This window comes from Ktedonobacter sp. SOSP1-85 (assembly GCF_016587415.1).
GTDB lineage: Bacteria > Chloroflexota > Ktedonobacteria > Ktedonobacterales > Ktedonobacteraceae > Ktedonobacter.
The window spans coordinates 45524-67419 of sequence record NZ_BNJI01000001.1 but is presented as its reverse complement, the minus strand read 5'-3'; the positions used below and the strand labels follow the sequence as shown (position 1 = coordinate 67419).

General features: G+C 54.8%; 19 protein-coding genes. 8 read left to right on the top strand and 11 right to left on the bottom strand.

Features of this window, described 5'->3' with window-relative positions; translation table 11 throughout:
* Window positions 1-117: 117 nt before the first annotated feature.
* The 3 genes from KTE_RS00330 to KTE_RS00320 form a co-directional block, all read right to left on the bottom strand.
* Window positions 118-300 (bottom strand): hypothetical protein, encoded by a 183-nt coding sequence (locus KTE_RS00330; protein WP_201377182.1) that lies wholly within the window; start codon window positions 298-300, stop codon window positions 118-120.
* An 88-nt stretch (window positions 301-388) separates the two neighbouring features.
* Window positions 389-829 carry an SRPBCC family protein gene (locus tag KTE_RS00325; RefSeq protein ID WP_201377180.1) on the bottom strand — a complete coding sequence of 147 codons (441 nt, stop codon included), beginning with the start codon at window positions 827-829 and terminating at the stop codon, window positions 389-391.
* A gap of 420 nt (window positions 830-1249) precedes the next feature.
* Entirely contained in the window at window positions 1250-1732 is a 483-nt protein-coding gene (locus KTE_RS00320; protein WP_201377178.1) for a hypothetical protein, read from the bottom strand.
* Window positions 1733-2333: 601 nt separating this feature from the next.
* On the opposite strand from KTE_RS00320, the gene KTE_RS00315 reads away from it, so the two are divergent.
* Both KTE_RS00315 and KTE_RS00310 read left to right on the top strand, forming a co-directional pair.
* A complete protein-coding gene (locus KTE_RS00315; protein WP_201377176.1) occupies window positions 2334-2813 on the top strand; it encodes a hypothetical protein in 480 nt (159 codons plus the stop codon).
* 309 nt (window positions 2814-3122) lie between these two features.
* Complete coding sequence (locus KTE_RS00310; RefSeq protein WP_201377174.1) at window positions 3123-3464, top strand: hypothetical protein; 342 nt, start codon at window positions 3123-3125, stop codon at window positions 3462-3464.
* 341 nt (window positions 3465-3805) lie between these two features.
* On the opposite strand, the gene KTE_RS00305 is transcribed toward KTE_RS00310, so the two are convergent.
* On the bottom strand, window positions 3806-4204 hold the full coding sequence (locus tag KTE_RS00305) for a response regulator (protein WP_201377173.1): 399 nt from the start codon (window positions 4202-4204) through the stop codon (window positions 3806-3808).
* A 9-nt stretch (window positions 4205-4213) separates the two neighbouring features.
* Window positions 4214-7507, bottom strand: a complete 3294-nt coding sequence (locus tag KTE_RS00300) for a PAS domain-containing sensor histidine kinase (protein WP_201377166.1) — start codon at window positions 7505-7507, stop codon at window positions 4214-4216.
* 442 nt (window positions 7508-7949) lie between these two features.
* Between KTE_RS00300 and KTE_RS00295 the strand changes: the two genes are divergently transcribed.
* From KTE_RS00295 to KTE_RS00285, 3 genes are read left to right on the top strand one after another with little or no spacing between them, the layout of a single operon-like run.
* On the top strand, window positions 7950-9020 hold the full coding sequence (locus KTE_RS00295; RefSeq protein ID WP_201377165.1) for a site-specific integrase: 1071 nt from the start codon (window positions 7950-7952) through the stop codon (window positions 9018-9020).
* Window positions 8954-11116 carry a hypothetical protein gene (locus KTE_RS00290; RefSeq protein ID WP_201377163.1) on the top strand — a complete coding sequence of 721 codons (2163 nt, stop codon included), beginning with the start codon at window positions 8954-8956 and terminating at the stop codon, window positions 11114-11116. Before KTE_RS00295 ends, KTE_RS00290 begins: the two co-directional genes overlap by 67 nt.
* Complete coding sequence (locus tag KTE_RS00285) at window positions 11088-11591, top strand: hypothetical protein (protein ID WP_201377162.1); 504 nt, start codon at window positions 11088-11090, stop codon at window positions 11589-11591. The genes KTE_RS00290 and KTE_RS00285 overlap by 29 nt, the downstream gene beginning before the upstream one ends.
* 548 nt (window positions 11592-12139) lie before the next feature.
* On the opposite strand, the gene KTE_RS00280 is transcribed toward KTE_RS00285, so the two are convergent.
* The gene (locus tag KTE_RS00280; protein WP_201377160.1) at window positions 12140-12808 is read right to left on the bottom strand and encodes a transposase; all 669 of its coding nucleotides are present in this window, start codon (window positions 12806-12808) and stop codon (window positions 12140-12142) included.
* A complete protein-coding gene (locus tag KTE_RS00275) occupies window positions 12805-13833 on the bottom strand; it encodes a hypothetical protein (RefSeq protein WP_201377158.1) in 1029 nt (342 codons plus the stop codon). The genes KTE_RS00280 and KTE_RS00275 overlap by 4 nt, the downstream gene beginning before the upstream one ends.
* 172 nt (window positions 13834-14005) lie before the next feature.
* Here KTE_RS00275 and KTE_RS00270 point away from each other — a divergent pair, with 172 nt between their 5' ends.
* Window positions 14006-14548 (top strand): helix-turn-helix domain-containing protein, encoded by a 543-nt coding sequence (locus KTE_RS00270; RefSeq protein ID WP_255552781.1) that lies wholly within the window; start codon window positions 14006-14008, stop codon window positions 14546-14548.
* Between the two features lie 17 nt (window positions 14549-14565).
* Here the strand turns inward: KTE_RS00270 and KTE_RS47165 are convergent, their stop codons facing one another.
* A complete protein-coding gene (locus tag KTE_RS47165) occupies window positions 14566-14724 on the bottom strand; it encodes a hypothetical protein (RefSeq protein ID WP_236600203.1) in 159 nt (52 codons plus the stop codon).
* 213 nt (window positions 14725-14937) lie between these two features.
* Here KTE_RS47165 and KTE_RS00255 point away from each other — a divergent pair, with 213 nt between their 5' ends.
* Both KTE_RS00255 and KTE_RS00250 read left to right on the top strand, forming a co-directional pair.
* Window positions 14938-15675 (top strand): Mu transposase C-terminal domain-containing protein, encoded by a 738-nt coding sequence (locus tag KTE_RS00255; RefSeq protein WP_201377153.1) that lies wholly within the window; start codon window positions 14938-14940, stop codon window positions 15673-15675.
* 35 nt (window positions 15676-15710) lie between these two features.
* Window positions 15711-16829, top strand: a complete 1119-nt coding sequence (locus KTE_RS00250; RefSeq protein ID WP_236600202.1) for a transposase — start codon at window positions 15711-15713, stop codon at window positions 16827-16829.
* A 211-nt stretch (window positions 16830-17040) separates the two neighbouring features.
* On the opposite strand, the gene KTE_RS00245 is transcribed toward KTE_RS00250, so the two are convergent.
* The 3 genes from KTE_RS00245 to KTE_RS00235 are packed head-to-tail and all read right to left on the bottom strand — an operon-like array spanning window position 17041 to window position 21717.
* Complete coding sequence (locus tag KTE_RS00245) at window positions 17041-17712, bottom strand: hypothetical protein (protein WP_201377147.1); 672 nt, start codon at window positions 17710-17712, stop codon at window positions 17041-17043.
* 36 nt (window positions 17713-17748) lie between these two features.
* Complete coding sequence (locus tag KTE_RS00240) at window positions 17749-20928, bottom strand: FtsX-like permease family protein (protein WP_201377145.1); 3180 nt, start codon at window positions 20926-20928, stop codon at window positions 17749-17751.
* Between the two features lie 12 nt (window positions 20929-20940).
* The gene (locus KTE_RS00235; protein ID WP_201377144.1) at window positions 20941-21717 is read right to left on the bottom strand and encodes an ABC transporter ATP-binding protein; all 777 of its coding nucleotides are present in this window, start codon (window positions 21715-21717) and stop codon (window positions 20941-20943) included.
* Window positions 21718-21896 lie beyond the last annotated feature (179 nt).

The following is a 21896-nucleotide window of genomic DNA, read 5'->3' as shown; positions in this document are numbered from 1 at the left end:
AAAAGCCCTTGAGACCGTCTTGTCCTGGGACAACTATGCATCAGTAAGGCTGAAGAAGGCATTGCAAAGCCAGATGAACCATAGATGGGTCGGAAAGCAGAAGCAGATGGTGTGTGGTCAGGGGAAGCGTTCCTGCGCGCCGGCGAAGGCGGCAATACATTCGGCAAGATGGATGGTCTTGTCGCGATCCGTAGGGGGATACGGCTGGGTAGAGTGTTTCTCCTGGGAAGGGATGAGGATGAAGAGAGAGTAGTGGCCGTGGGCTTGCGAGTGATACACGCCCAGCTCTGCCTTCACCATATTCAGTGGGCACATCTCATGATAGCACAAAAGCCCGCGCGCGTGCTGGAGGCGGGCTGTATGGCTATGCGCGAGCTTTTGTACGGGGTCAGGCGGGTTGGTTTTCCAGGAGCTTCTTGAGGCGCTTATGGTCTTCGGTAAATTCTTTTTTGATGTTCCCTGCTAGCAGAGGTTCGGCCACTTTGAAGAAGCCTTTGGGGTCGCCCTGAAAATGAAAGCTCAGGTGCGTACCATTCTCCACAGCTTCCAGAGTATAACTGAGTTCATACGAGACCGGGCCGGAGGTGCTTTTGACTGTGAAACTCTGCCCTGGGTTATGAGCCGAGACCTCCCACGTCGTCTCCACTCGCCGACCCATCACCTGCCGGACATTGACGCCTGTGCTGCCCACTCCCAGTGGCCCTGTGGAGGTGAGGCGCTGCTCAATCAGAGCTGACTGCCACTGAGAGGCGCTATTAGGGTCTTCCAGAAGTGCCCACACGACTTCAAGCGGTCGTTGGATAGTCTCTGCAAAGTCAACAGTAATCATAAAGCGGCTCCTCTCTCCTGTATCAGTTCAAATCCAAACGACGGTTCAGAAGCGTAACTCCACAAGAAGAACGTTTAGCCTGTGCCTTTTTGGGGAGGCATGTGAGACTGAAGGTGTGAACTGAGGTGTTGCCCGCCTGGACACTGAAACAGACGGGCGCATGGCCCTGGTGAGCGCGATGAGGGGGATGGTGGTTGTCTTTTTCCCATGTTTTCCCCATGTTGGGCTGGTTGGATGCCTGTCCTGCTTCTGGCTTGTGCCTGTGTTCTTCCCATACACGGAGGTCAAATTACGATGGCACAAAAATGCGTGTTGTGAGCACGAAAGAGGGCGGTTACACGTCTCTTTTTGCGCCCTTTTGGGGAATTGGTTGCGTTTCTTCCCATGAGCATGAGAGAGATCGCCTCGCGCAGGAAGGCGTTAGGCATTGGCAGGTGAGAGGGTGTGGAGAAGGGTCTGGGGATGAATGAGCGAGGTGGAGATGGCGACCTTGAGGACATCGAGCGCTTCCGTGATTTCCTCTGGGCGAGGCACCAGACAGTAACGCCCTGGGTGGACCTTCACAGCATGCAATTGATGGCGATAACGATTGGCGGTCATTCCTGAGACCTGGAGGAGGCCTGCGAGTTCGATGTCTGTGAGTCCATCGGGGTGCGCGTCGTACAGGCGGTGGACACACTGTTGTTTCTCATAGATATGCGCCGGAAGCGGCCTGCGTTCTGATGTGGGGAAGGGGAGAGGGCGCGCATATTCCTCGAGAAAGGCGAGGAACTCTGGCCTTGGCCGGAACCACTCGGAAAAGCGCCGGAGGTGGTCGAACCGATGGTGAAGACGGCGCTCTGTTTCGCGTGTGCCGTCCATAATGCCGAGGAGCTGGAGCTGCTCGGCATACTCTTCGCGCAATGGGGCAAGTCTGGTCCTGAGATGGACAGCGCGTGCCAATCTTCATGGAGTGATCTTCGAGATGGTGCAAGAAAGAGATCATAGCCCCTGTCCCATATGCTGTGGCAGGTGAAAGCATTTTTCGGCGTGTGACAGGCTCCAGCAGCTACTTAAAGCCTGTTGTTTTCTCCAGGTCTGTGTGCTGGCCTCTGTGTGGCAGATCTCGTTTCCCTGGTTTTGTTTTTTTCATGTTTTTCCTGTGTTTGCGCGGAGCCCGGATCAGTGATCTTCCTGCGTTTTTTCTGCAAAATCGCGATGGCAAAGAAAGGTGCGCTTTTGTGCTCAAAAAGAGGTGCCACTGCTGCCTTTTGGTGGCTGCGTTTCTGTGTGGTCCCGCCCTCATCTGAGCCTCCTGCTTTTCTTTCAAAAAGAAGATTCCCAGATAGCGGTTTTGCGGACCCGCATGGTCGCCATCTTTTTTCTCTCCCGCCAGCGCGCGGAGTCCCTCATTTGAAAGTCGATGTTCACCTCCTCTTTTCCGTGTGCTTGTATTCTTATAGTCGTGAAATAGTGTGATGCCAGGGTGCGTGAAGGTCCTGGCATCTTCGTAAGGAGTTTGGGTATGGCGAATGGAGAGCAGATCAACGAGCAGCAGGTCCAGACGATGATGCGCCAGCAGTGGAAGGCGATTCTGGCTTGTCAGGATGAGAAGAAGGCGTTTCGCCTCACGATTGCGGTGCAGCTGAAGGGCTCGGAGATCAAGCCGGAGGAGTGCGTCCCTGAGCCCTATCGTTCCCGGCTTGGTGGCCACGAGTACACACAATTACCTTCTTCTTTTGAGAAGGGGTGGTCGTTTGAGCACATCCCGTTTGACCAGGTTGAAGAGTGCCTGAGCATCCTGGGGACGACGCTGGACGACTGGACCTTCCAATCCGAGCCTCTGTGGCTTCCATCGAGGAGTGATGATGGGCTGTGCCTCGCCTTTTTGGAATTGATCAAGGCGCACGAGGGCTACAGGGTTTTTGTGAACCTTGAGCCTCAACTCCATCGAGAGCAGTTCGAGCAGATCGCCGATGTGTTTTTTGTCCCTGTCTACGCGTAGGTGATGGAGTATCAGGGAAGCGCAGCGCGATCTCCGCATAGCTGTGACGCGCTGCGCTTCCCCTCCTCATAAGAAAAATGAGCCAGTGTGAGGTTGGGACTGCGAGAGGAAGCGCTTCCGGAAGGACATACGATAGAAGAAGAAGGATGAGACCTGTCTCAGACAAGAAAAGACACGTCTGGGACGGCTTGTAGAGTGAGTGTGAAGCGTAGGTGTGTGTTGTGTCTCCCACACGACGAGAGAGCAGCAGAGAACGTTCCTGGTAGAGCCAGGAATAGCCTGGAACTGGTGATGGCGCAAGGAGCTGAGATGACCCCAAAGCACCAAGAAATCATAGATGCGACATTGCAGGCGATGTATGCGCGCGAGCGACAGTGCCATCGTATGCTCAGTCTTCCTCCTGAGGAGCCGTTTCGCACGCGGAGCGTTGAAGAACTGCGTGCGAGTTTGCTGGGCCAGAAATTGTGTTGGATTGCGGAGTATGTCGAAGGCTACCCCGCAGCGGTTCAACCAGAGCGACGAGAGCAGGAGTGGGGATGGCGCACGGTTGGGATCATTGGTGGCATGCGCAGGGAGGTCTACCAGGTGGCATCCATCGTCTATGGTTCAGCGCTGGATGGAAAAACCTGGGCTTTTTCAAAGGGATGCTGAGTTTGCACTGGAGTGATGCTGAGTTTGCATTGGAGTGAAGTTGAGTTTGTACTGGAGTGTGCGGTGCATTTTGGAGGAAGCAAGCGAAAGGTGATATTTCTTGTGTCCTCCTGAAGAACGTCGCAAACTCATCAATAAGCCCTTTGCATCTACCAAACCATTGAGAGGGGGTATTGTCACTACAATAGGAAGTGTACAGGTGCTCAAAGGGGGATGCAGAAAACCAGAACAAAATGAATGCATCAAGTATTTTGTTCTGGTTTTCTGCATCCCTAGAGACTGTCATACTCATACCAGGAGAGCATGATAGCCTCTGTATCCTATTTTAAAAACGAATCTCCTTAAAGGACAAGCAGTTCTGCGATCAGTTGCAATAGAGCCTCCAGGTCAAAGGGTTTCTGCAGTGTTCTCAGATGATCTAGGGCACCGTTTCCTTGTGGCAAATCAGCACTCATGAGGAGGATGGGGCACTGCTTCCCCCTTTCTCGGCGACGCAGGTGGTCAGCGAGTTCCAGCCCATTCATCCCAGGGAGATGGTAGTCGAACAGAAACAATGCAGGCGTGATGGTTGAGAGCATATTCAGCGCGCTCTCGCCACTTGAAGCAAGATAGCCTTGATAGGTCGTCTCCTCCTGGAACGTTTCCAGCAGCAGGTTCCCAAGAACGGGATCATCTTCGACAATGAGAATACTCTTGACAACGCCACCCTCGCTGCATCCTTTTTGTTGGGAAGTCTCCATGTGCGTTCCTCATGTTCTTTGGCGGGGAAGGGTCACCCGAAAGGTCGATCCTTTTCCGACGTCGCTGTCCACCGTGATGGTTCCTCCATGACCGTTGACGATCTCCCCGACAATGTATAACCCCATGCCCAGGCCGGGGATCCCTCTCTTCCTGGAATCAGTGACCCGATAGAAGCGGTCAAAAATCTTGTCGCGCTGCTCGCGTGGGATACCCAGCCCATGATCGCGGACCCGAATGGTCGCCTCCTCAGGGGAGGCGGAGAGATCCATCTCGACGGTCTGAGCATCGGGAGAATACTTGATAGCATTGCTGAGCAGGTTGGTGAAGACCTGTCCCAGCCGGTCGCGATCACCTAGCAGGGTTGTCTGCACGCCTCCCCGCACCAGGATGGTATGGCTGGGATGCGTTTGCTGCATGGTGTCGACGATCTCCCGCAGCAAAGCATCGAGATCCACCGATTCCTGCCGATACTCGAGCTTGCCCGCCTGGATTTTGGAGACATCCAGCAAGTCTTCCACCAGCCGGATGAGTTTGTTGATCTGGGTTTGCATGCTGGAAAGCGCCGAAGCCTGGAGGCCTTGCTTCGTCAGTTGCCGGTGCAGCAAGGTGGTCTGCAGTTTCAGAGCCGTAAGTGGGTTCCTCAGTTCATGGCTGGCCATGCTGATAAAGTCATCTTTGCGTTGTTCGAGTTCCTTGCGGGCCGAGTTATCCAGCACAAAGGCGATCGCCTGGCGTGGCTGATGCTGTAAGAGGACCGCGCCCACAACCACTGGAAGGCGACTGCCGTCTTTACACACGTATTCTTTCTCATAGGGCGTCATTGACTGTTGGGTGGCAAGTTCCTGCCGGGCCTCTAAGCTCCGAGCCAGATAGTCTGGAGGGGTCATGTGCATCCAGTTCATACGCCCCGCGCGGAGGTCTTCTCGTGTATAGCCGGTCATGCGCAGAAAGGTGTCGTTGGCATCCACAATCTGCTCGCCTTTGCCAACATAGATCCCGATAATGCTAGAGTTCATCAGGACGTTCGCTTGTTCCTGACTCTGGCGTAAAGCTTCCTCGATGCGCTTCTGATCGTCGATGTCCGTGCTGGTGCCAAACCACTTGACGATCTGGCCGATTTCATCGCGCACCGGGAGCGCACGAGCTAAGAACCAGCGGTAATTCCCTGTGTGGCCGTCCTTGAAACGATATTCGATTTCATAGGGTTCACCCGAGGCGCGTGCATGACGCCAGATCGCCAGGGTGTGTTGATAATCATCAGGGTGTAAAAACTGGCTCCATCCAGAGCCCAATGATTGTTCGGGAGAGGCACCAGTATAGTTATACCAGCGTTGACTCCAGTACTCCAAAGATCCATCTGGCCGTGCCGTCCACACGAGCTGCGGCACCGTTTCGGCTAGCACGCGCAAGTGCTCCCGGCTTTCTTTGAGTTGCTGCTCAGCCTGTTTCTTCTCCTCAATGTCGGTGCAGGTGCCGAACCACTTGAGGATCTGGCCTGTTTCATCGCGCACCGGCAGGGCGCGGGCTAAAAACCAGCGGTATGCCCCCGTGTGGCCCTCTTTGAGACGATATTCTATCTCGAAGGGTTCACCTGTTGCTAGCGCATGATGCCAGATCGTCAGGGTGTGCTGCGCGTCGTCAGAGTGAATGGCCTGGAGCCAGCCGTTCCCCTGGTATTGTTGGTAGGTCATGCCTGTATAGTCACACCAGCGTTGGTTACAGTATTCACACGAGCCATCGGGGCGTGCCATCCAGACAAATTGAGGGATGGCATCGACCAGGACACGGATTTCGTCCTCGACTTGCTTTTTGTCGTGAATGTCGGTGCAGGTGCCAAACCACTTGAGGATGTGACCGCCTGCATCGCGCATCGGCATGCCGCGAGCTAAGAACCAGCGATACGCGCCCGTTTGGCCCTCCTTGAGACGATATTCAATCTCATAGGATTCTCCCACTGCGAGCGCATGATGCCAGATCGTCAGGGTGCGCTGAGCATCGTCAGGGTGTAAAAACTGGCTCCATCTATGGCCCAATGCTTGTTCAGGGGAGGAACCGCTATAGGCATACCAGCGTTGATTCCAGTACTCTAAAGCTCCATCTGGCCGTGCTGTCCACACCAACTGTGGCACCGTTTCAGCCAGCACGCGCCAGTTCTCCTCACTGGCTTTGATTCTCTGTTCAGCCTGTTTCTGCTCGTCAATGTCGGTAGCAGTCCCAAACCATTTCAGGATCGTGCCCTGATCATCCCTGTGTGGCGCCCCTCTAACAAGGAACCAGCGATACTCCCCGGTCGTGCCATGGCGCAGGCGCAGTTCCGCTTCATAGGGCCTGCCGGTCTGGACGGCACACTGCCACCTCTCCAGGACACGTTGTTGGTCATCGGGGTGGATGGCCTGGAGCCAGCCATCCCCTTGAGCTTGTTCAGCAGTCATATTGGTAGAGTCACACCAGCGCTGGTTATGGTATTCAGCAGAGCCATCGGGGCGTATGATCCAGACAAATTGAGGGATGGCATCGATCAGGACACGGAGTCCTTCTTCGGCGCGTTTGCGCGCGGTGATATCCAGCCCGGTATAGATGAGGTACTCGACCTGTCTGTCAGCATTCAGATGCGGGGTCATCGTCACCGCAAGATCCAGATACCACCCCTCTTGTGGGCGTATCCTGGTCTCAAAGTGCACGATTTCGCTCCGACTGGCTTGTTCAATCGCTGCGCGTAATTGCTGCTGGACAGGTGGAGCATACGACCACCAGGGAGTTTCGGTGAACGGTTTCCCGACCACTTCCTCTCGCCGGAGGTGTGCGTCCTCTAAGGGGCGCTGACTGATGGCCAGGACCATCCCATCAGGGGTCAAGATCACGAGCTGGTCAGAGATCGTCTCCAGGATATCAGCGTAGAGATGTTCGCTGAGGGGAACCATCTCCTGGCGTCGCGTTGATGTTCTCACTTCGTGGAACTGCAAGGTAAGTCCCCCCATGGTCGGAGCGAGCTGCACATGCAGCCTGGTCTGGGTTATGGGAGACCAATACTCCACTTCGGTCGGCTCCTGGGTCTGCCTGGTCTTGAGCACTGCCTGATAGAGTGAGGGGCTCACGAGTTGTGGCGCACTGCGCCAGAAGGGGTTCCCCAGGAATTGCTCTCGTGATGCGCCGAGCATGGTCTGCGCGCTCGCATTGGCATACACAATCGTGGTGGCGTCATCGACGAGAAACAACGCATCAGGAAGCGTCTCAAGCGTGCTGAGGAGCGTTTCACGCGATGTGAGCATGCTTGACTCGCTGCTTTGTGGGTTGAATGTCATACTGTCTGTCTCCCTTTCACGTACCCCCATCCCTGGTGACAACGATGTTTTCCCGCTTTGAACCGCAAGAAATATCATGCCATGGAACTGATATATACAAGGAACAAGTAAGCTGTCCCCTTTTATTCCTGCGCTTTCCTCTTTTTATTGTGTTGTCCGGTCATTCGTGCATAAAGTAGTAGCTATTAATTCTAATGCCTACTGTATGATTCTATTTTAAGTTATTATAATATTATAATAACTTAAAATATGTTATTGATGTGGGAAATATGGTTATTGCGGTAGTTTAATTCTATAGTTAGTAACTAAAATACCATATGTAGATTTAAAAATTAGATGAGGCATATGTTTGCGCAGTATGTGGTGCAACGGCTGCGGTGTCATGCGCGTCGGTCTCAAGGATATGAGGTGATTGGACGCGAGAGAGGGGAGTTCGAGTAGTGTGCGAGTGTTTCTGGCCGCGCTCAAGCACTTTTACCAGATGGCGTGTCGTGCTGGATGGTATGCCTATGGCAATCCATTGATCGATACGGCAAGTGCGGTGCTCCATGAGGTGGAAGCAGCGGAGCGTCGTGCGGCAGGAAGGCGACCACGTATGCCTGCGTACAGCGGCATGGAGATTGCCCGAGGACACCGCTGTTCGGAAAATTATTTCCGTTTGCAAGAGGAGCAGTGGATTCCCCAGCCGATGGATGATCCAAGTTTGCCCGCACGACTGGCGCAGGGAATGAGAATGGCTCAGTGGGGGTTGCGTGATCAGATTGTGGTCAGGATGGCCTATGAATCAGGGGCTCGTATTCGAGAAATTCTCTGTTTGCTGGTGGGAGATTGGCGAGCGCGTGGATGCACGCAGGAGGCGACAACGTTTAGCAAGGGGAGCCGAGGGCGGCGTGTGAAGGTTATTCGGTTTTCCTCGGAGACAGCGCGGATGGTGCGTGCGTATGTGAACACGGAGCGTTGGCGATGGGATGGTCAGCAAAGGCGGTTGGAGCAGTTAGAGGACCACGATCCTCTCTTTGTCTCACGACGAGGCAAGCCCTACGACTATGAAGCGTTCAAGCCGCACTGGTACGCGCTCTGTGCGAAGGTAGGGATTGATTTGAACATTCATGGATTGCGGCACTGGTATGTGACGCAGGCGATGCGGCAGGTGAGTGAGAGTGCGCAGACCCCAGACGAGGTGATGCGTGGGAAGGAAGACCTGGTCCGATACATGGGGTGGCGCAGTGCTGCGCACATTGGGAGCCTAGGAACATTTTTTTCAAGCGGAGCGGCATGCCAGGATCCAGGAGATGATCTACCAAAGGTTGGCTCTTGCAACAGTGGAAGTGATGCAAGAGCCGGAGAGGCCTGTTCTGTCGATACCAGGTTCTTTGCGAGGGGATGCAGTGGTGGAAGATGGCTGGGCAATGTTGTTGGCCTTGGGAGGGGTTGCAGGAGGAAGCGATGCCACGACGACGAACGAATCTTGAGAGGCTTCAAGTGGGGGCCTGGCGTGAATTGCTGGATGTAGTAGATGTTCGTATTTTACAGGCTCCTTCTTTGGATTGGGATCAGGTCGATGGGCGGGCTATTGGCTATTTGAAGGAGTCTGTTGCAGGGACTGCCTGGATCAATCCATTGGCCTTGATGGTGGGGGTCTTATTGACCTCGGCCCGGTTGAATGTTGCAACGGTGCTCAGCCGCCTCTATGGAATGCATGTGCGTTGGCAAGACCTGTTTGCGCGGTATCAGTTGCATACCTTTGCTGATTGGGATCCATGCGAACATTTGCCACGGTATCTCAATGATGAGGTGTGTGCCGATAGCGTGAAGACCAAACAAGATTTTTTATTCTGGTACCGCTCATCAGCTGATCATGTGCATGACTATGTACGAGCGTTACCTGCGGATCTACAAGCGATCTATGGCCAATGGGAATTTCCGTTGCTGCCGCGGGGAATAGACCATCAATTGGATCGCATGGCCGAGGTGATTGAGGACCAGCGTCATCGGCGCAAAGTCGAAACGGATGCGCTGACCCCGCACTTTGCCAAGCTGCGCGGGGAAGCGCATCTGCGTTGGAATCAACTCTTTCGGTTGCGAACCAAAGTCGGGGAGGTCATTGCGTTGGTCACTTCTGGGCAGGCGAGTTGTCCGGTTGCGTTTTCCTATGAAGAAACCCATCCAAGACAACGGGTGCATGCCCGCTTATGGGATCGGCGCAGTTTTGTGCTGGCTCATGCGGATCAGTATTCGCGTGCGACGGGATGGGAGGCGCGGCGCCAAATTCGAGCGTTTCGTCCAGAGAACAACACCTATTTCTTGGAAGTGGTGGGAACGGAATTGCTGGATGATCCTTCGCCGGGCCTCATGTCAGAGCAGTTTCTCTGGTTTGGAGATGTGCTTCGCTATGATTTGTTGAGTGAAGGGCCCTGCTTAGGGACGCCAGAAGAGGTCAAGCGCAAGCAGGCGTATCTGCATTCATGGGGATATGAGATCGAGCGAAGGTGCAAGCCATTTAGTTCTGGGATTGCCGGTTTGCTGGCCTGGCCGTTTGAGCAAGCGAATTTTTTACGAAAAGCGCAAGCACGAGCGCAGGGACCGTTGTTGCTGGTGGAACCGCTCTTTGCCGCCGTGACCTTTGGCCTGGCGGCCCTCGATTTCTTTACCACGACCGGAGCGAGGATGAATGAACTTTTGCAGGTGCGATTGACAGCCGACTGTTTATATACCATGGTGGTTGAAGGGACGCAACGGCTCCTCGTGCGGCTTCTTCCCAAAGGGATGACTCGGCTTGCTGAGTATGTGGTGGGTCCAGAGACGCGTCGCCACTTTGAACGCGTGGCTCTGATGTTGCAGGATCACTATGGTTTACGGCCAGGGGAGCCAGTGCCTGCTGTGGCCTTCTGCAAGCATCATGGACGCGCAGCTCTGTTTCCGGGGCATCACCCCTATCTCTTTCAATATGGAGGGCAACATCTCTCCCCTTCGGCGATTACCGCCTGCCTCCGTTTTTTATGTCATGGGATGGTGTTTGAGACGGTGGAAGGAAAAGCTGTTGTGCTCAAGGCGCACTTGTTACGGCATGTGTTTGCGACGCATATCCATCATGTTGAGCAGGTTCCTCTCGATATTGTAGCAGTTCTGTTGCACCAGAAGAATACCCGCGTAACTGGGTATTATGCGGCTCCGCCCTGGCATCAGGTGTTGACATCGGCGAATGTGATCCTCGATCGTTTTGCCACGCATTTAGGATCGTTGGATGAGGCGTTTGTGCGTGCTCCTGCTGAATTGCAACGGCAATATGAAGAGGTCAAAGAGCGGGTGGGAACGTTGGCGAAGGTGCCTGGAGGTGATTGTACCTGCCACGGACAATGTCCCGTCTCATTTGCGTGTACCGGATGTGTCTTCAAAGTCCCTGACCCGCTGCGCCGAGAGGAGATTGAGGAACAGGAGCAGTGGGCGCTGATTCGACTTGAGCAGGTGAAGCGTCGTGGCCTTGGCCCTGAAATAGGAAAGATGCAAGCTTTACTGCAGCGATGCCACGTCGAAAAGGAAGAAATGCAGTTGATTGAAGCGTATCAAAAGGATGAGCACTATGAAGCAACCCTTCGAATTGAATCTTGACCATGCCACCCCTCGCCCGTGGCTGAAAACCTATCATGCGGCAAGAAAGCAGCGGACAGTCGACGTTGTGAGAGCGACGGTGGACCAACTGGTCCATGAAGGGTGTACCGTGACGATTGAGGCGATTTGTCGTCTAAGTGTGGAGGTTGATCCGCAAGGGAAAGGAGTGAGAAAGGCGGGGATCTTGGGGAATGAAGTCGCCTATGCCTATTATCGAGAGCATAGTCTATCTTACCAAAAGGCTCATCGACGAAAACATCCTTTGGCGAAAGGGAAGCAGAGAACGGCTTCCTCTGTATCTATCGATCCAAATCGCGATATCAGTCGTGCGCGTTCTCGATATCTATCGAGAACGAAGGTTGATCTTGTAGAGCGTCTTTTGATGGTGGAGCAGGCCTATGCAGAATGTCAACAGCAACTTGCTCGTCTTCAATTTGCGCTCGTTGATCTCCAACATGAGGCAAAAAAGCGATGAATGGGGAGAAAAAGAGAGATATCAGTTCTCACCGTGCGTTGTCGCCCATCTTACGTAAGATGACGTCAGTCTCAGAGATGGTGTCGTGGTGGTGTGCGAGAGGCGCGCTCCTGGTGAGCGCGAGAACGCCGGGAGCTGGTAGGAGGGGGCATTTGCGCGGGCAAGAGAGTGAGGTTGATGGTATGGATCTCCTGGGTGAGCTGTTGGCCTGAACTTCCTTCCCCATGGCAGAGTCTCTTCTCGCCGTATCATCTGTAAATTTGTATGTAAAAAGAAGGGGATAGTTGCGACTTATTGGGGCGGGCTATTTCTTATAGTCGTTAAAGAAAGGAAGAGGAGAGGCAGATCAGGGGGTGAAGGAGGAGTGTAGGGGAGGGAAAGACAGAGTGCATCGAGCAAAAAGCGTGCAAAAAAGAGAAGCAAAGAAAACGCATCGTGAGAGAGGGGAAGATATGGTATGAGATGTGCGAAATACTTGAATGAATTTTTTGCGAGGTAGATGCTAGGAAGTCCTAGAGCCATTGACAGGAATGGCTCTTTTTTTTCCGTTAGAGCAAAGAAGCCGACTGAGTAGCCTCCGACCAGCGTGATTCGAGCGAGGCCAGCGCGGAAGAACGCTTGTGACGGAAACGAAACCGCGTGAGCTGCTCCTGCTGGGCACGGGTGGTCTGCTGGCGCAGTTCTCTCCACCGGCCCCGGTCAAGCTGAGCAATCTGGCGCTGCAAGTGGTGGCGGTGGGTCTCATCTTGCTCCCACCAGGCCGCATAGGCCACACAGCGCCCATAGCGCAACAGATACGCATTCCAATTCTTGCGCCCGCTCACCCGGCGATACTGCGTTTTGAGCGCGCGAATGCTGCGCTCCATGTCATTGTTAGTGCGCGGAAAGTCCTCCCGCTCATAACACTGCGCCAGGTACGGGCGCAGATTCGAAAGCACCTGCAGCAGTTCCCGTAGGCTCTCCTGTTCCAACTCCGAGAGGGGGAACGTTTCCACAAGGTGGCCCATCTGCTCGCGCCACGCGTCCAGGCGCCGTCCCACGCTCTCATTGCTCATGGGTTCTGCGAGCGTGCGTGCCGCTTCTTTCGCCAGGATCGCTTCGACCTCACAAAGCCAGCCATACATCCGCTTGACCTGTGTCAGTTGCTCTGCCCAGGCTGCCCGTTCTGTCACAATTGCCTGCAGACGGGCGAGCTTCTGTTCACACCGCCGACTCACGGCGCCCCCTTTTTTACCAGCCGCTGGAGACTGGCTTCGATCTCCTCCAGCATCTGGCTTGCCTCGACCGTCGCAAAAGTCAGCGGCTGCACACCGTCGATATTGAGCGCGGTCAAGATCCCAGTGGCATACGCATCCAGCACGTGGAACTGCTCGGCCTCCTGAGGCGAGGCGCTCACGAGGGCCTTCTTGATCTGTTTGCGCACCTCACGAACCTTCGGCTGTAAGCGTTTGCGGATCGCCGTTTTTGCCGCTTTGTCTGCTTCAAAGGCGGTCTTGGAGGCATCACGCAGCGCATGGAACTGACACACCTGATGGGGTACCTCCGGCCAGAGCTCCTGGAGTGCCAGCAGCTCACTTTCCTGGGCATCGCTGATCGTCCCCAGCACCTTCACCCCCAGCTCAACCACCGGAGTCAAGAGCGCTTTCATGACAGCAGTCTCCGAGGAGAGCACATTCTCGGCTACCAGGACCCGCCCGGTCAGCGCATCGCGGACCAGGTACACTGTCTCATTGCCTTTGTCTGGTTGAATGCCGTCGATGGAGACAATGATGCCCCCGTTCTTCTCCACCTGGGTCAACCACTCCTGGTCCTTGTTGACCGCGCTTGCTGCCCGAAGCAACGTACAGTACGCGTCAAAGAGATAGAGCACTTCCCGCCGTGCGATCGTCACTCCTAGCGGGGCCAAGCAGGCCAGCAACTCCCGATGAATCTCATCGACCGTTCGGTGCTCGGTGAGCCGCAGTCGCCCCACCAACAAGACCACATCTATCCCATAGGTGAAGCGAGGCAGCGCAAGAGCGTCCGCACGTACACTGCGATACGTCCGTTGATGGCCCCCGCACTGTGCATCCGGGCAGCGGTAGCCTGCATGCACCAGTTTGATCACCTCCTGCAACGTGATCACGGTCCGCTCCGACAGGGTGACAGCCCGCTGCAGCCGCTTCTGGCAGTCAGCACAGTGATAGACCTCGGGACGGTAAAATCGTCGGGTGATTTGAGGATAGGTCCGGGCGGGTTTCATGCGCTTCTCTCCTGACTGTTTCTGAAGTCCTTTCCTGCTGGAGAGTGTACCACATGGGCTCAGTCGGCATCTCTGCCCCGACGGTTTTTTTTATCTTGTGCCAGCACCCAGGAGAGAAAGGAAAGGGAAAGGAAGCTGATGAGAACTCAGGCGAAGACGAGTGCGGAGTTGAGTGAAAGGCAACGGGAGCCGCGCATTGGAGCGGTTTGCGAAGATTCGGCCATGCGTGGAAGAAGGGGTGTCGCAAGCGGAGGTGGCGCGAGCGCATGGAGTGTCGTCCTCGACGGTGCAGCGGTGGATCAAGCGCTACCGAGAGCAGGGATTGGTGGGCCTGGCGCGAGAGGAACGAGCAGATCGTGGGCACAGTCGTGATTTGTCAAAGGAGGAGATCGAGCTGATCGAGGGATTCTATCTGAGCCGACCACGTCCGCAGCTGACGAGTGTGTATCGAAAGGTGTGTCGGGTGGCCAGGGAACAGGGATGGAAGGAGCCGAGCTATGATCAAGTGTATCGAATTGTGAGGAGGATGTCGCCAGCCTTGGAGACGCTGGCGCATGAGGGTGCGAAGGCGTATCGAGAGCAGTTTGAGGTCCTGACCCGTTTTGCGCGCGAGTCGAGGCAACGAGTTGTGGCAGGTGGATCATTGCCGATTGCATATCTGGCTGGTGAACGAGCGTGGAAGAGCGTGCAAACCGTATCTGACGATCGTGCTTGACGACTATAGTCGTTGTATTACCGGATATCGGCTGAGTTGGGGAGGGTTATCAGCCGCGCAAACGGCGTTGGCGTTACGGGGAGCGATTTGGTCGCGCGTGTGATGAGCGTTGGCCCATCTGCGGGATCCCCGAGAGCCTGTATAGTGATCATGGCAGTGACTTTACGTCGAATCATGTGCAAGCCCTGGCGGTTGATCTGAAGATTGAGTTGCTTTATTCCCAGCAGGGGCGACCCCGAGGGCGAGGAAAAATCGAGCGTTTTTTTCGGACGGTGGAACAAGAGTTGTTAGTGGATCTGCCCGGATATGCACGCGAGGGGTGGATTGGCGGTTGCAGGCGGAGAGTGACAGGCAGAGCAGACCAGGGGTGTGTCTGACGCTAGAGGAATTTGACGCGATATTTCGGACCTGGTTGCGCTCTGCGCTATCACACGCAGGTGCAGGAGGGGATAGGAGAGGCCCCGATGCGGCGCTGGGAGGCAGGAGGGGTGGTGCCAGTGATGCCCCCGTCGTTAGAACACCTTGATGTCTTGTTGCTGACGTTTTCCACGCGTCGAAGAGTCCAGCAAGATGGGATTGCGTTCCAGGGTCAGCGGTATTTCGATGTGGCATTAGCCGAGTATGTTGGGGAAGACGTGGTGGTGCGTTATGATCCGTCCAATCGTGAGGAGATTGCGGTGTATGTGCCAGAGCTCCCTCTGGCGAATGCATTGGAAGATGTACGAGAGCGGTTTGTGTGCCGAGCGAGGTGCTGGGAGGTGGGAAGAGAGGGGATTCGAGCACAGATCTGCCAAACGCTGGGCCGGGAGAGAGAAGCCTCACGTGCTCTGGAGAGCCTCGGACAGCAGGTAGAGGAAGCGTATCAGCGAACGGCAGCCCATGTTCCCAGCAACGCCGCCTTACAGATTGAGCAGAGGGATGGAGCGGATGTTCCCAATCTGGAACGTCTCGAACGAGTGGAGGAGCCGGAGAGCTTGCGAGGTTTGCGGGAGTATGTCGGAGCACGTTTGCCACCTGTCGATTTACCAGAAGTCATGCTCGAAGTGGCACAACAGACGGGCTTTTTCTCCCACTTTACCCATGTCAGTGACAGCAGTGCCTACGTGGAGGATTTGCCCTTTCCCTGAGTGCCGTCCTGCTGGCCGAGGCATGTAATATCGGCTTGAGGCCAGTCATTCGGCCAGAAATCCCGGCCCTCACGCGGGATCGGTTATCCTGGGTCCGGCATCATTTTGTCCGTGCCGAAACCATTACCCGCGCCAATGCCTGCCTGGTCCAGGCGCAGCGCACTATCCCGTTAGCACAGATGTGGGGTGGTGGATACGTTGCTTCTGTGGATGGTATCCGCTTTGTGGTCCCTATCCGATCCGCCAATACTGGCCCTAGCCCACACTACTTTGGACAAGGACGAGGCGTGACCTACCTCAACTACACCTCCGATCAATTTACGGGCCTGGGTGGATTAGTCATTCCAGGCACGATCCGAGATTCGGTCTACGTGCTCGAAGCCTTGCTCGAGCAGGAGAGCGGGCTGACGCCCACTGAAATCATGAGCGATTCCGGGTCGTACAGTGACTTAATGTTTGGGCTATTTTGGCTGCTTGGCTATCAGTTCAGCCCCAGACTTGCTGAGTTGAAAGAAGCTCGCTTCTGGCGTATAGACCCAACTGCCGATTATGGTCCCTTGAATAGTTTGGCGCGGCACAGGATTAATACGAATATCATCACCACCAACTGGGATGATATGCTGCGTGCCGCTGGATCTCTCAAAGTGGGAACGATCCATGCCTCCACGCTTGTGCAGGCATTACAGCGGGGAGGGCGCCCGACAACGCTGGGACGTGCTATTACAGAGCTCGGCCGCATTCCAAAAACGCTTCATTTACTCAACTATATTGACGATGACTATTATCGCCGACGTATTCAAACGCAGTTGAATCGCGGAGAGGGACGCCATAGTGTCGCTCGTCATGTCTTTCATGGACAGCGAGGAGAGCTTCGGCAGCGCTATCGCCAGGGTCAGGAGGACCAGTTAGGTGCGCTCGGGCTGGTTGTCAATATGATCGTTTTGTGGAACACCTGGTACGTACAAGATGCGTTGGATAAACTGCGCAACAGTGGGCAAGAGGTTCGATCAGAGGATGTGGAGCGGCTTGCTCCGCTTCGCTTCCAGCATATCAATGTCCACGGCACCTATCATTTCGTGCTTCCAGAAAGAGTGGCTCAAGGTCACCGCCGTCCCCTTTGTCCCCTGACCTCTTCTTCTGAAGAGCTTTTCTAATATGTTGTTGGGAAAAGCATAGTTCTTTTGGGCTGTTTTGCTATTCCAACTTTCTGTTCCAACGGTGGGCAAACCCCATTTTCGCCAGGATCCTAGAGTTATCTCAGGAACATGCTCCCGGTGGCTCATGGAGCATGGTAGGGGTCAGCGCATCCAAACCTGAAAACTGTACGCTAAGATTTGGATGCGCTGACCCCTCTATGACGAGATCTCAGTTTGATGTGGCGGGCAGATTATCCTTGGAAATGGTTCCTCCCAGCGAATAGGTAAAATCGTTATTGAGTTGCTGCGGATCGCGTTTGCGGAAATGCTGCATAGCGCTATCCGCCATTTCCTGCGTCATCTGGTTCGTGCTGACCAGCTTATCCAGCCCCGCCTGCATCGCGTCAAGCTCAAAGCTATGCAGTTGATCGGCGGAGAAGCCCTGTTGGGCCGCGATAGCGCTGATTTGCATATTTGACTGCAGCTTCGTTGTCAATTGCTCGGTTGAAAGATGGAGCGAAGTGGCAATCTTACTGCTCACCGTCGCGATAAAGTCCTGTTTGAGCCAGGGTGAGTCCGGTTTGGTGCTGGCATCCATTGTCGGCATGCTCTTCGCCTTGCCATTGTTCGCATTATTTGATGTGTTGGTGTTGGTTGAGGAAGCGTCGCTCATGTGCGAAAAGAATCGAAAGCCGAAGATGAGCAGTAGACCGACCACGAACAGGCCGCCCAGCGTTAGCAGAAGCGACGAGACATCTCTATTTGAAGCTCTCCTGCGACGGTTTCTGGCAGGATTGCGTGTCGCTCCTTCTGGTTTCTTTGTCGTCGGGGGATTCTGTTGCAGTACCTCTTTATTTATCCGCTGTGGCTCAACTTTACACTTATATTTTTTGTGTGCCATAGATGTTCCCTTTCCTTGCTATAGAGTGCGCATCATTTACTCGTAGCGCAGCGCCTCGGAAGGATAGACTCGTGCCGCCTGTCGGGCCGGGATGGCCGTCGCGGCAAAGGCGATCAGGTAGCAACCCAGCAGAATGAGCGCGATCAGCGACAGCGGAACCGAAAAATCCGCGCTCTGGGTGTTGGTAATCTTGTAGGCGGACCAGATGGCCAGCGCGGTTCCGACGAGCAGGCTGAGTGTGACAATAAAGCCTGCTTCTAGCAGGAACGACATCATCACCAGTCCACGCGAGAAGCCAAATGCGCGCATCATCCCTATGTGCTGGCGCCGCTCAATTACGGCCCTGCTCATGATGACGCCCAGCGCCAGCGTGCCAAAGATCAGTCCCAGGGTCAGGTAGCAGCTATAGAAAACGGTCAGATGGGACTGCGTGGCTGTTTGGATGCTGGAGGTGAGAGATTGCACCTGAAGGTTATAGGTCAAGCCAAAAGCGTGCATAAGATCCTGTGTGGCCCGCTCCTCGCTCACACCAGTTCTGAGACGCAGCAGACAGCTGTAGTGGTTGGTTAGCTGCGGATTCGCCCCATAAATGTCCGCCAGCGTGCGCTCAGAGACGTAGAGGTAGGGCCAGTTCGTTGTCGCAGAGACGATACCAATGATGCGTAAGGTGTGAGTGTGGCCAGAGCTATCGGGTACCTGAATAGTGAAGGGCTGGAAGTTGCCCTGATTGGGATTGAGGCCCGTTACAGTCGTCTCATAGCGCCAGACAGCGTAGCCTGGATGCGTCCGTACGGCATCCCATACAGCACTATTGGAGCCATAACCCTGCGCGCGTGCTTGCAGCGGCATTTTAGTATCGCTGAAGAAGTTATCGCTCATACCTGCCAGAGTGGCCTCTAGAGAGTAAGGTTGCTGACTAGGCAGCAGCAATTGCTTTTGCAGGACGTTGAGTTTGTTTGTTGAATTATTCATCGTGTGGATCGTGACGCTCTCTTGAATGTCTCGCTCAAGTGTCCTGTTGGCCTGGATTTGCTGTGAAAAATTTGCCGGTAGCGCCTGCGTGTTGACCTGCAGTTGAAACCCTCCTGTTGTTGTGGCAACATCTGCCTGCTGAATGGAACCAACATTAATCGTGACAACCAGCATAATGAGGAATACAATCATACCTAGTAGTGAAACCGTAACGGTCGTACGGAAGCGATAGGTGAGCGTATAAACGAGGCTTGTGCGGCTGATTGAGGCCAGGCCGCGTATGCGTGAAGTCAACGCCGTGATCATCGTTACCAGAACATCTCCATTCGCCATTATCAGTACGACTGCCCCGACTACCAGCAGCAAATTAGTGAGCACGATAGTCAAAGCACTTGTGCTCAGACTGTTTGAGCCAGCATTCCTGAAAAGCATTGTGCCTGTGGTGGGCTGGAAAATCGTGAACAGTGCTCCACCGGGCTGTATACTATATGCTAGCCAGCCTATGCCGATCAGGCTGAGGCTCAGCCGCGATGCCAGCACATTTGAAGGCACCTTGAGCGCACTGAGTACGCTGCGCACCAGCCAGCCCAATATCAAACCGGTTGCCGCAATGGCCAGGGCCATTCCTACCTGGCTGATCCACCCCAGGTTAGGGAGAGTTGCGACCCACAGTAGCAATCCCGCCATCAGTAAGCAGAGCGGACCCCGTGTGAAGAGGCCAAGAAGCAGCGCTCCCAGGGTCATACCACATCTACCCAGACGCTCCCAGGCCGAAGTACCGGTTGGTTTCAGCATGGCCTGTATCTCTCGCAGAAGTGGTCGCTGGTTCTTCGCTGGCTCGTCCAGATTGCGGATAGCGGTGACAATGTTCGTGTGGCTGATCCAGGTTGCCGTACACCCTACTACGACGATGGTGGTCAGGATGCTCAGACAGAAGGAGAGCAGCAGACTGTGCCAATCGATCCATACCTGAAGCGAGAGGTGCATGCTTGTCGTCGATGTCGATTCCAGATTGGTGGTTTGCAAAGGGATGGCGGAAAGCAACAGCAATTCCAACGCTACAAGTCCACTGCCAACCAGTACTCCAAGCAAGGACGCTATCAGTCCATAGCCGCCTCCCTCGATGAGCAGGGACTGTACAACGTGCGAACGCTGAAAGCCCAGAGCACGGCTGATTCCCAATTCGGTGCGGCGCTCGGTAGCCAGCAGGATGAACTGTAATGCTAGTAGCAGCATTCCTGTTCCGACGAGCAGAATTGTCAGAGCCGGTACGAGCTGCGTAAACTGGAGCGCTCCCTGCGCGCCGAGGCCATTCGTGAAGGATTGAGGTCCCAGGTAGTAGATAAGGTCGGGATTGAGAACATGTAACTGGCGTGTGATATAGTTGGGTGTGCTAGTGAGCTTCTTCCAGGTATCATCCCGCACGTGGAAAAGCTGCTGTAAAAAACGCGACATCTGGGGACTGTCGCTGGCCTGGTTAACGTTTCTGATTGCAAGTGTATTGACCGTCCCGCTTTGCTGCGTTATCTGCTGATAAGAGGAGAGAGGCATAACGATCAGGTTGGGATTGCCAAGGAGAATATCGTTCGCGTTCAGCGCTATATCGCTGCCAAGGATGGCTCGTACCCTTCCGGTTACTCGTCTCCCTGAAAGCGTGAGCGTGAGTTGATCGTCGACATTGGCCGCGAAGTTCTGTGCCAGTGTCGCACCTAGATAGATGTCGCCGTCTTGCAGATCGGCGAAGCGCACTGGTCGCCCAGTGCTGTCTTTGGCCTGTCCGAACACCTGGTCAAAGTCTTTTGGCACGGCAATGACGTTCAGGTGGTCCTGCGAAAAGCCGGTGAGTGGCGAGGCGATCGTAGTTGTTTGGTAGCTTTCCAGCAGCCCGGTGGCGGCCCGCACATGCTGATTTTGTCTGATCATGGCCAGATAGCTCGCGCTCTGTTCAGCGTTAAATGTGCCGGTAATGGTCTCATCGAGGCTGCCAAGGCTGTTGAGCAACCGCACATTGGAGGCGTTGGTGAGGCTGTCGTTGAGTCCCAGCGAAGCAGTAATAAAGGCTGAAGAGAGAACCAGGCCACTCATAAGCAGGGCACTCTGCTTGCGTCGGCGCAGCATATTGCGCAGCCCGATCTGGAGCAGCAAGCGCTGCCGAATTCCCAGGCCTATGATGATCAGCAGGAGCAGCGCCGTAACGGCTATCATCGCCAATTCTGTAGTTGGCCCAAAGACAATTGGCTTCATCGTACATCCTTTCTACGAGGAGATGCGTGCTGAGCTATCGATATGTTCCGCACTGACATGATGCGGCGAGGAGACGAGCGCCTGGTCCTCTACGATCTGACCATCGCGCATCAGAATGAGTCGCTGGGCCTGCTGAGCTACTTCCAGGGCATGGGTTACCCAGACAAAGGTAAGTTGGTGTTCACGATTTAACTGCAGCATTAAGTCGATGATCTCCTGACTGGTCTTGCTATCGAGCGCTCCGGTTGGCTCGTCAGCCCAGACGATTGAGGGCCGCGTGGCGAGCGCACGAGCGATGGTGACACGCTGCTGCTGTCCCCCGGAGAGTTCTGCCGGGCGATGTCGTGCCCACTCTTCCAGGCCGACGTGCTCCAGGCTGTCCCAGGCTCGTTCACGCGCCTCCTTCGGGTGCACGCCGCTGACCAGTAAGGGCAGTTCCACATTTTCCAGGGCTGTGAGCACCGGGAGTAGATTGTAGGTCTGGAAGATAAAGCCCATTGCATGTGCCCTGAAGGCCGTCAAGGCGCGATCGGAGAGATTGTGAATATCCTGTCCTGCTATCTGAATGGTGCCGGAGGTAACGCTGTCCAGCCCGCTCAGGCAGTTGAGCAGGGTGGTTTTGCCGCAACCGCTCGGTCCCATAATCGCTACGACTTCTCCTGGTCGTATGTCCAGGCTGACCTCTTTGAGCGCTGTGACCTTTACGTTGCCGGTATCGTATTTTTTGCACACCGCTCTAGCTTCGATAAGAAAGCGCGGCTTTTCAGCGTTTTTGACTGGCGTTCGCATCTTAAATCACTGACTCCTTGTTTGTTACTGGGAGAGGGAATGTTTCACTCCATCCTGAGTGTAGCGGGTTGGCACGGCGGACGCATCGTCAGTCCTTACAGCGTTTCTCAACATGCAGGTTTTAACATGTCAGAATATCCTGTCAGAAGACACAGCTTCTCGTGGTTTGCTCCCATGCT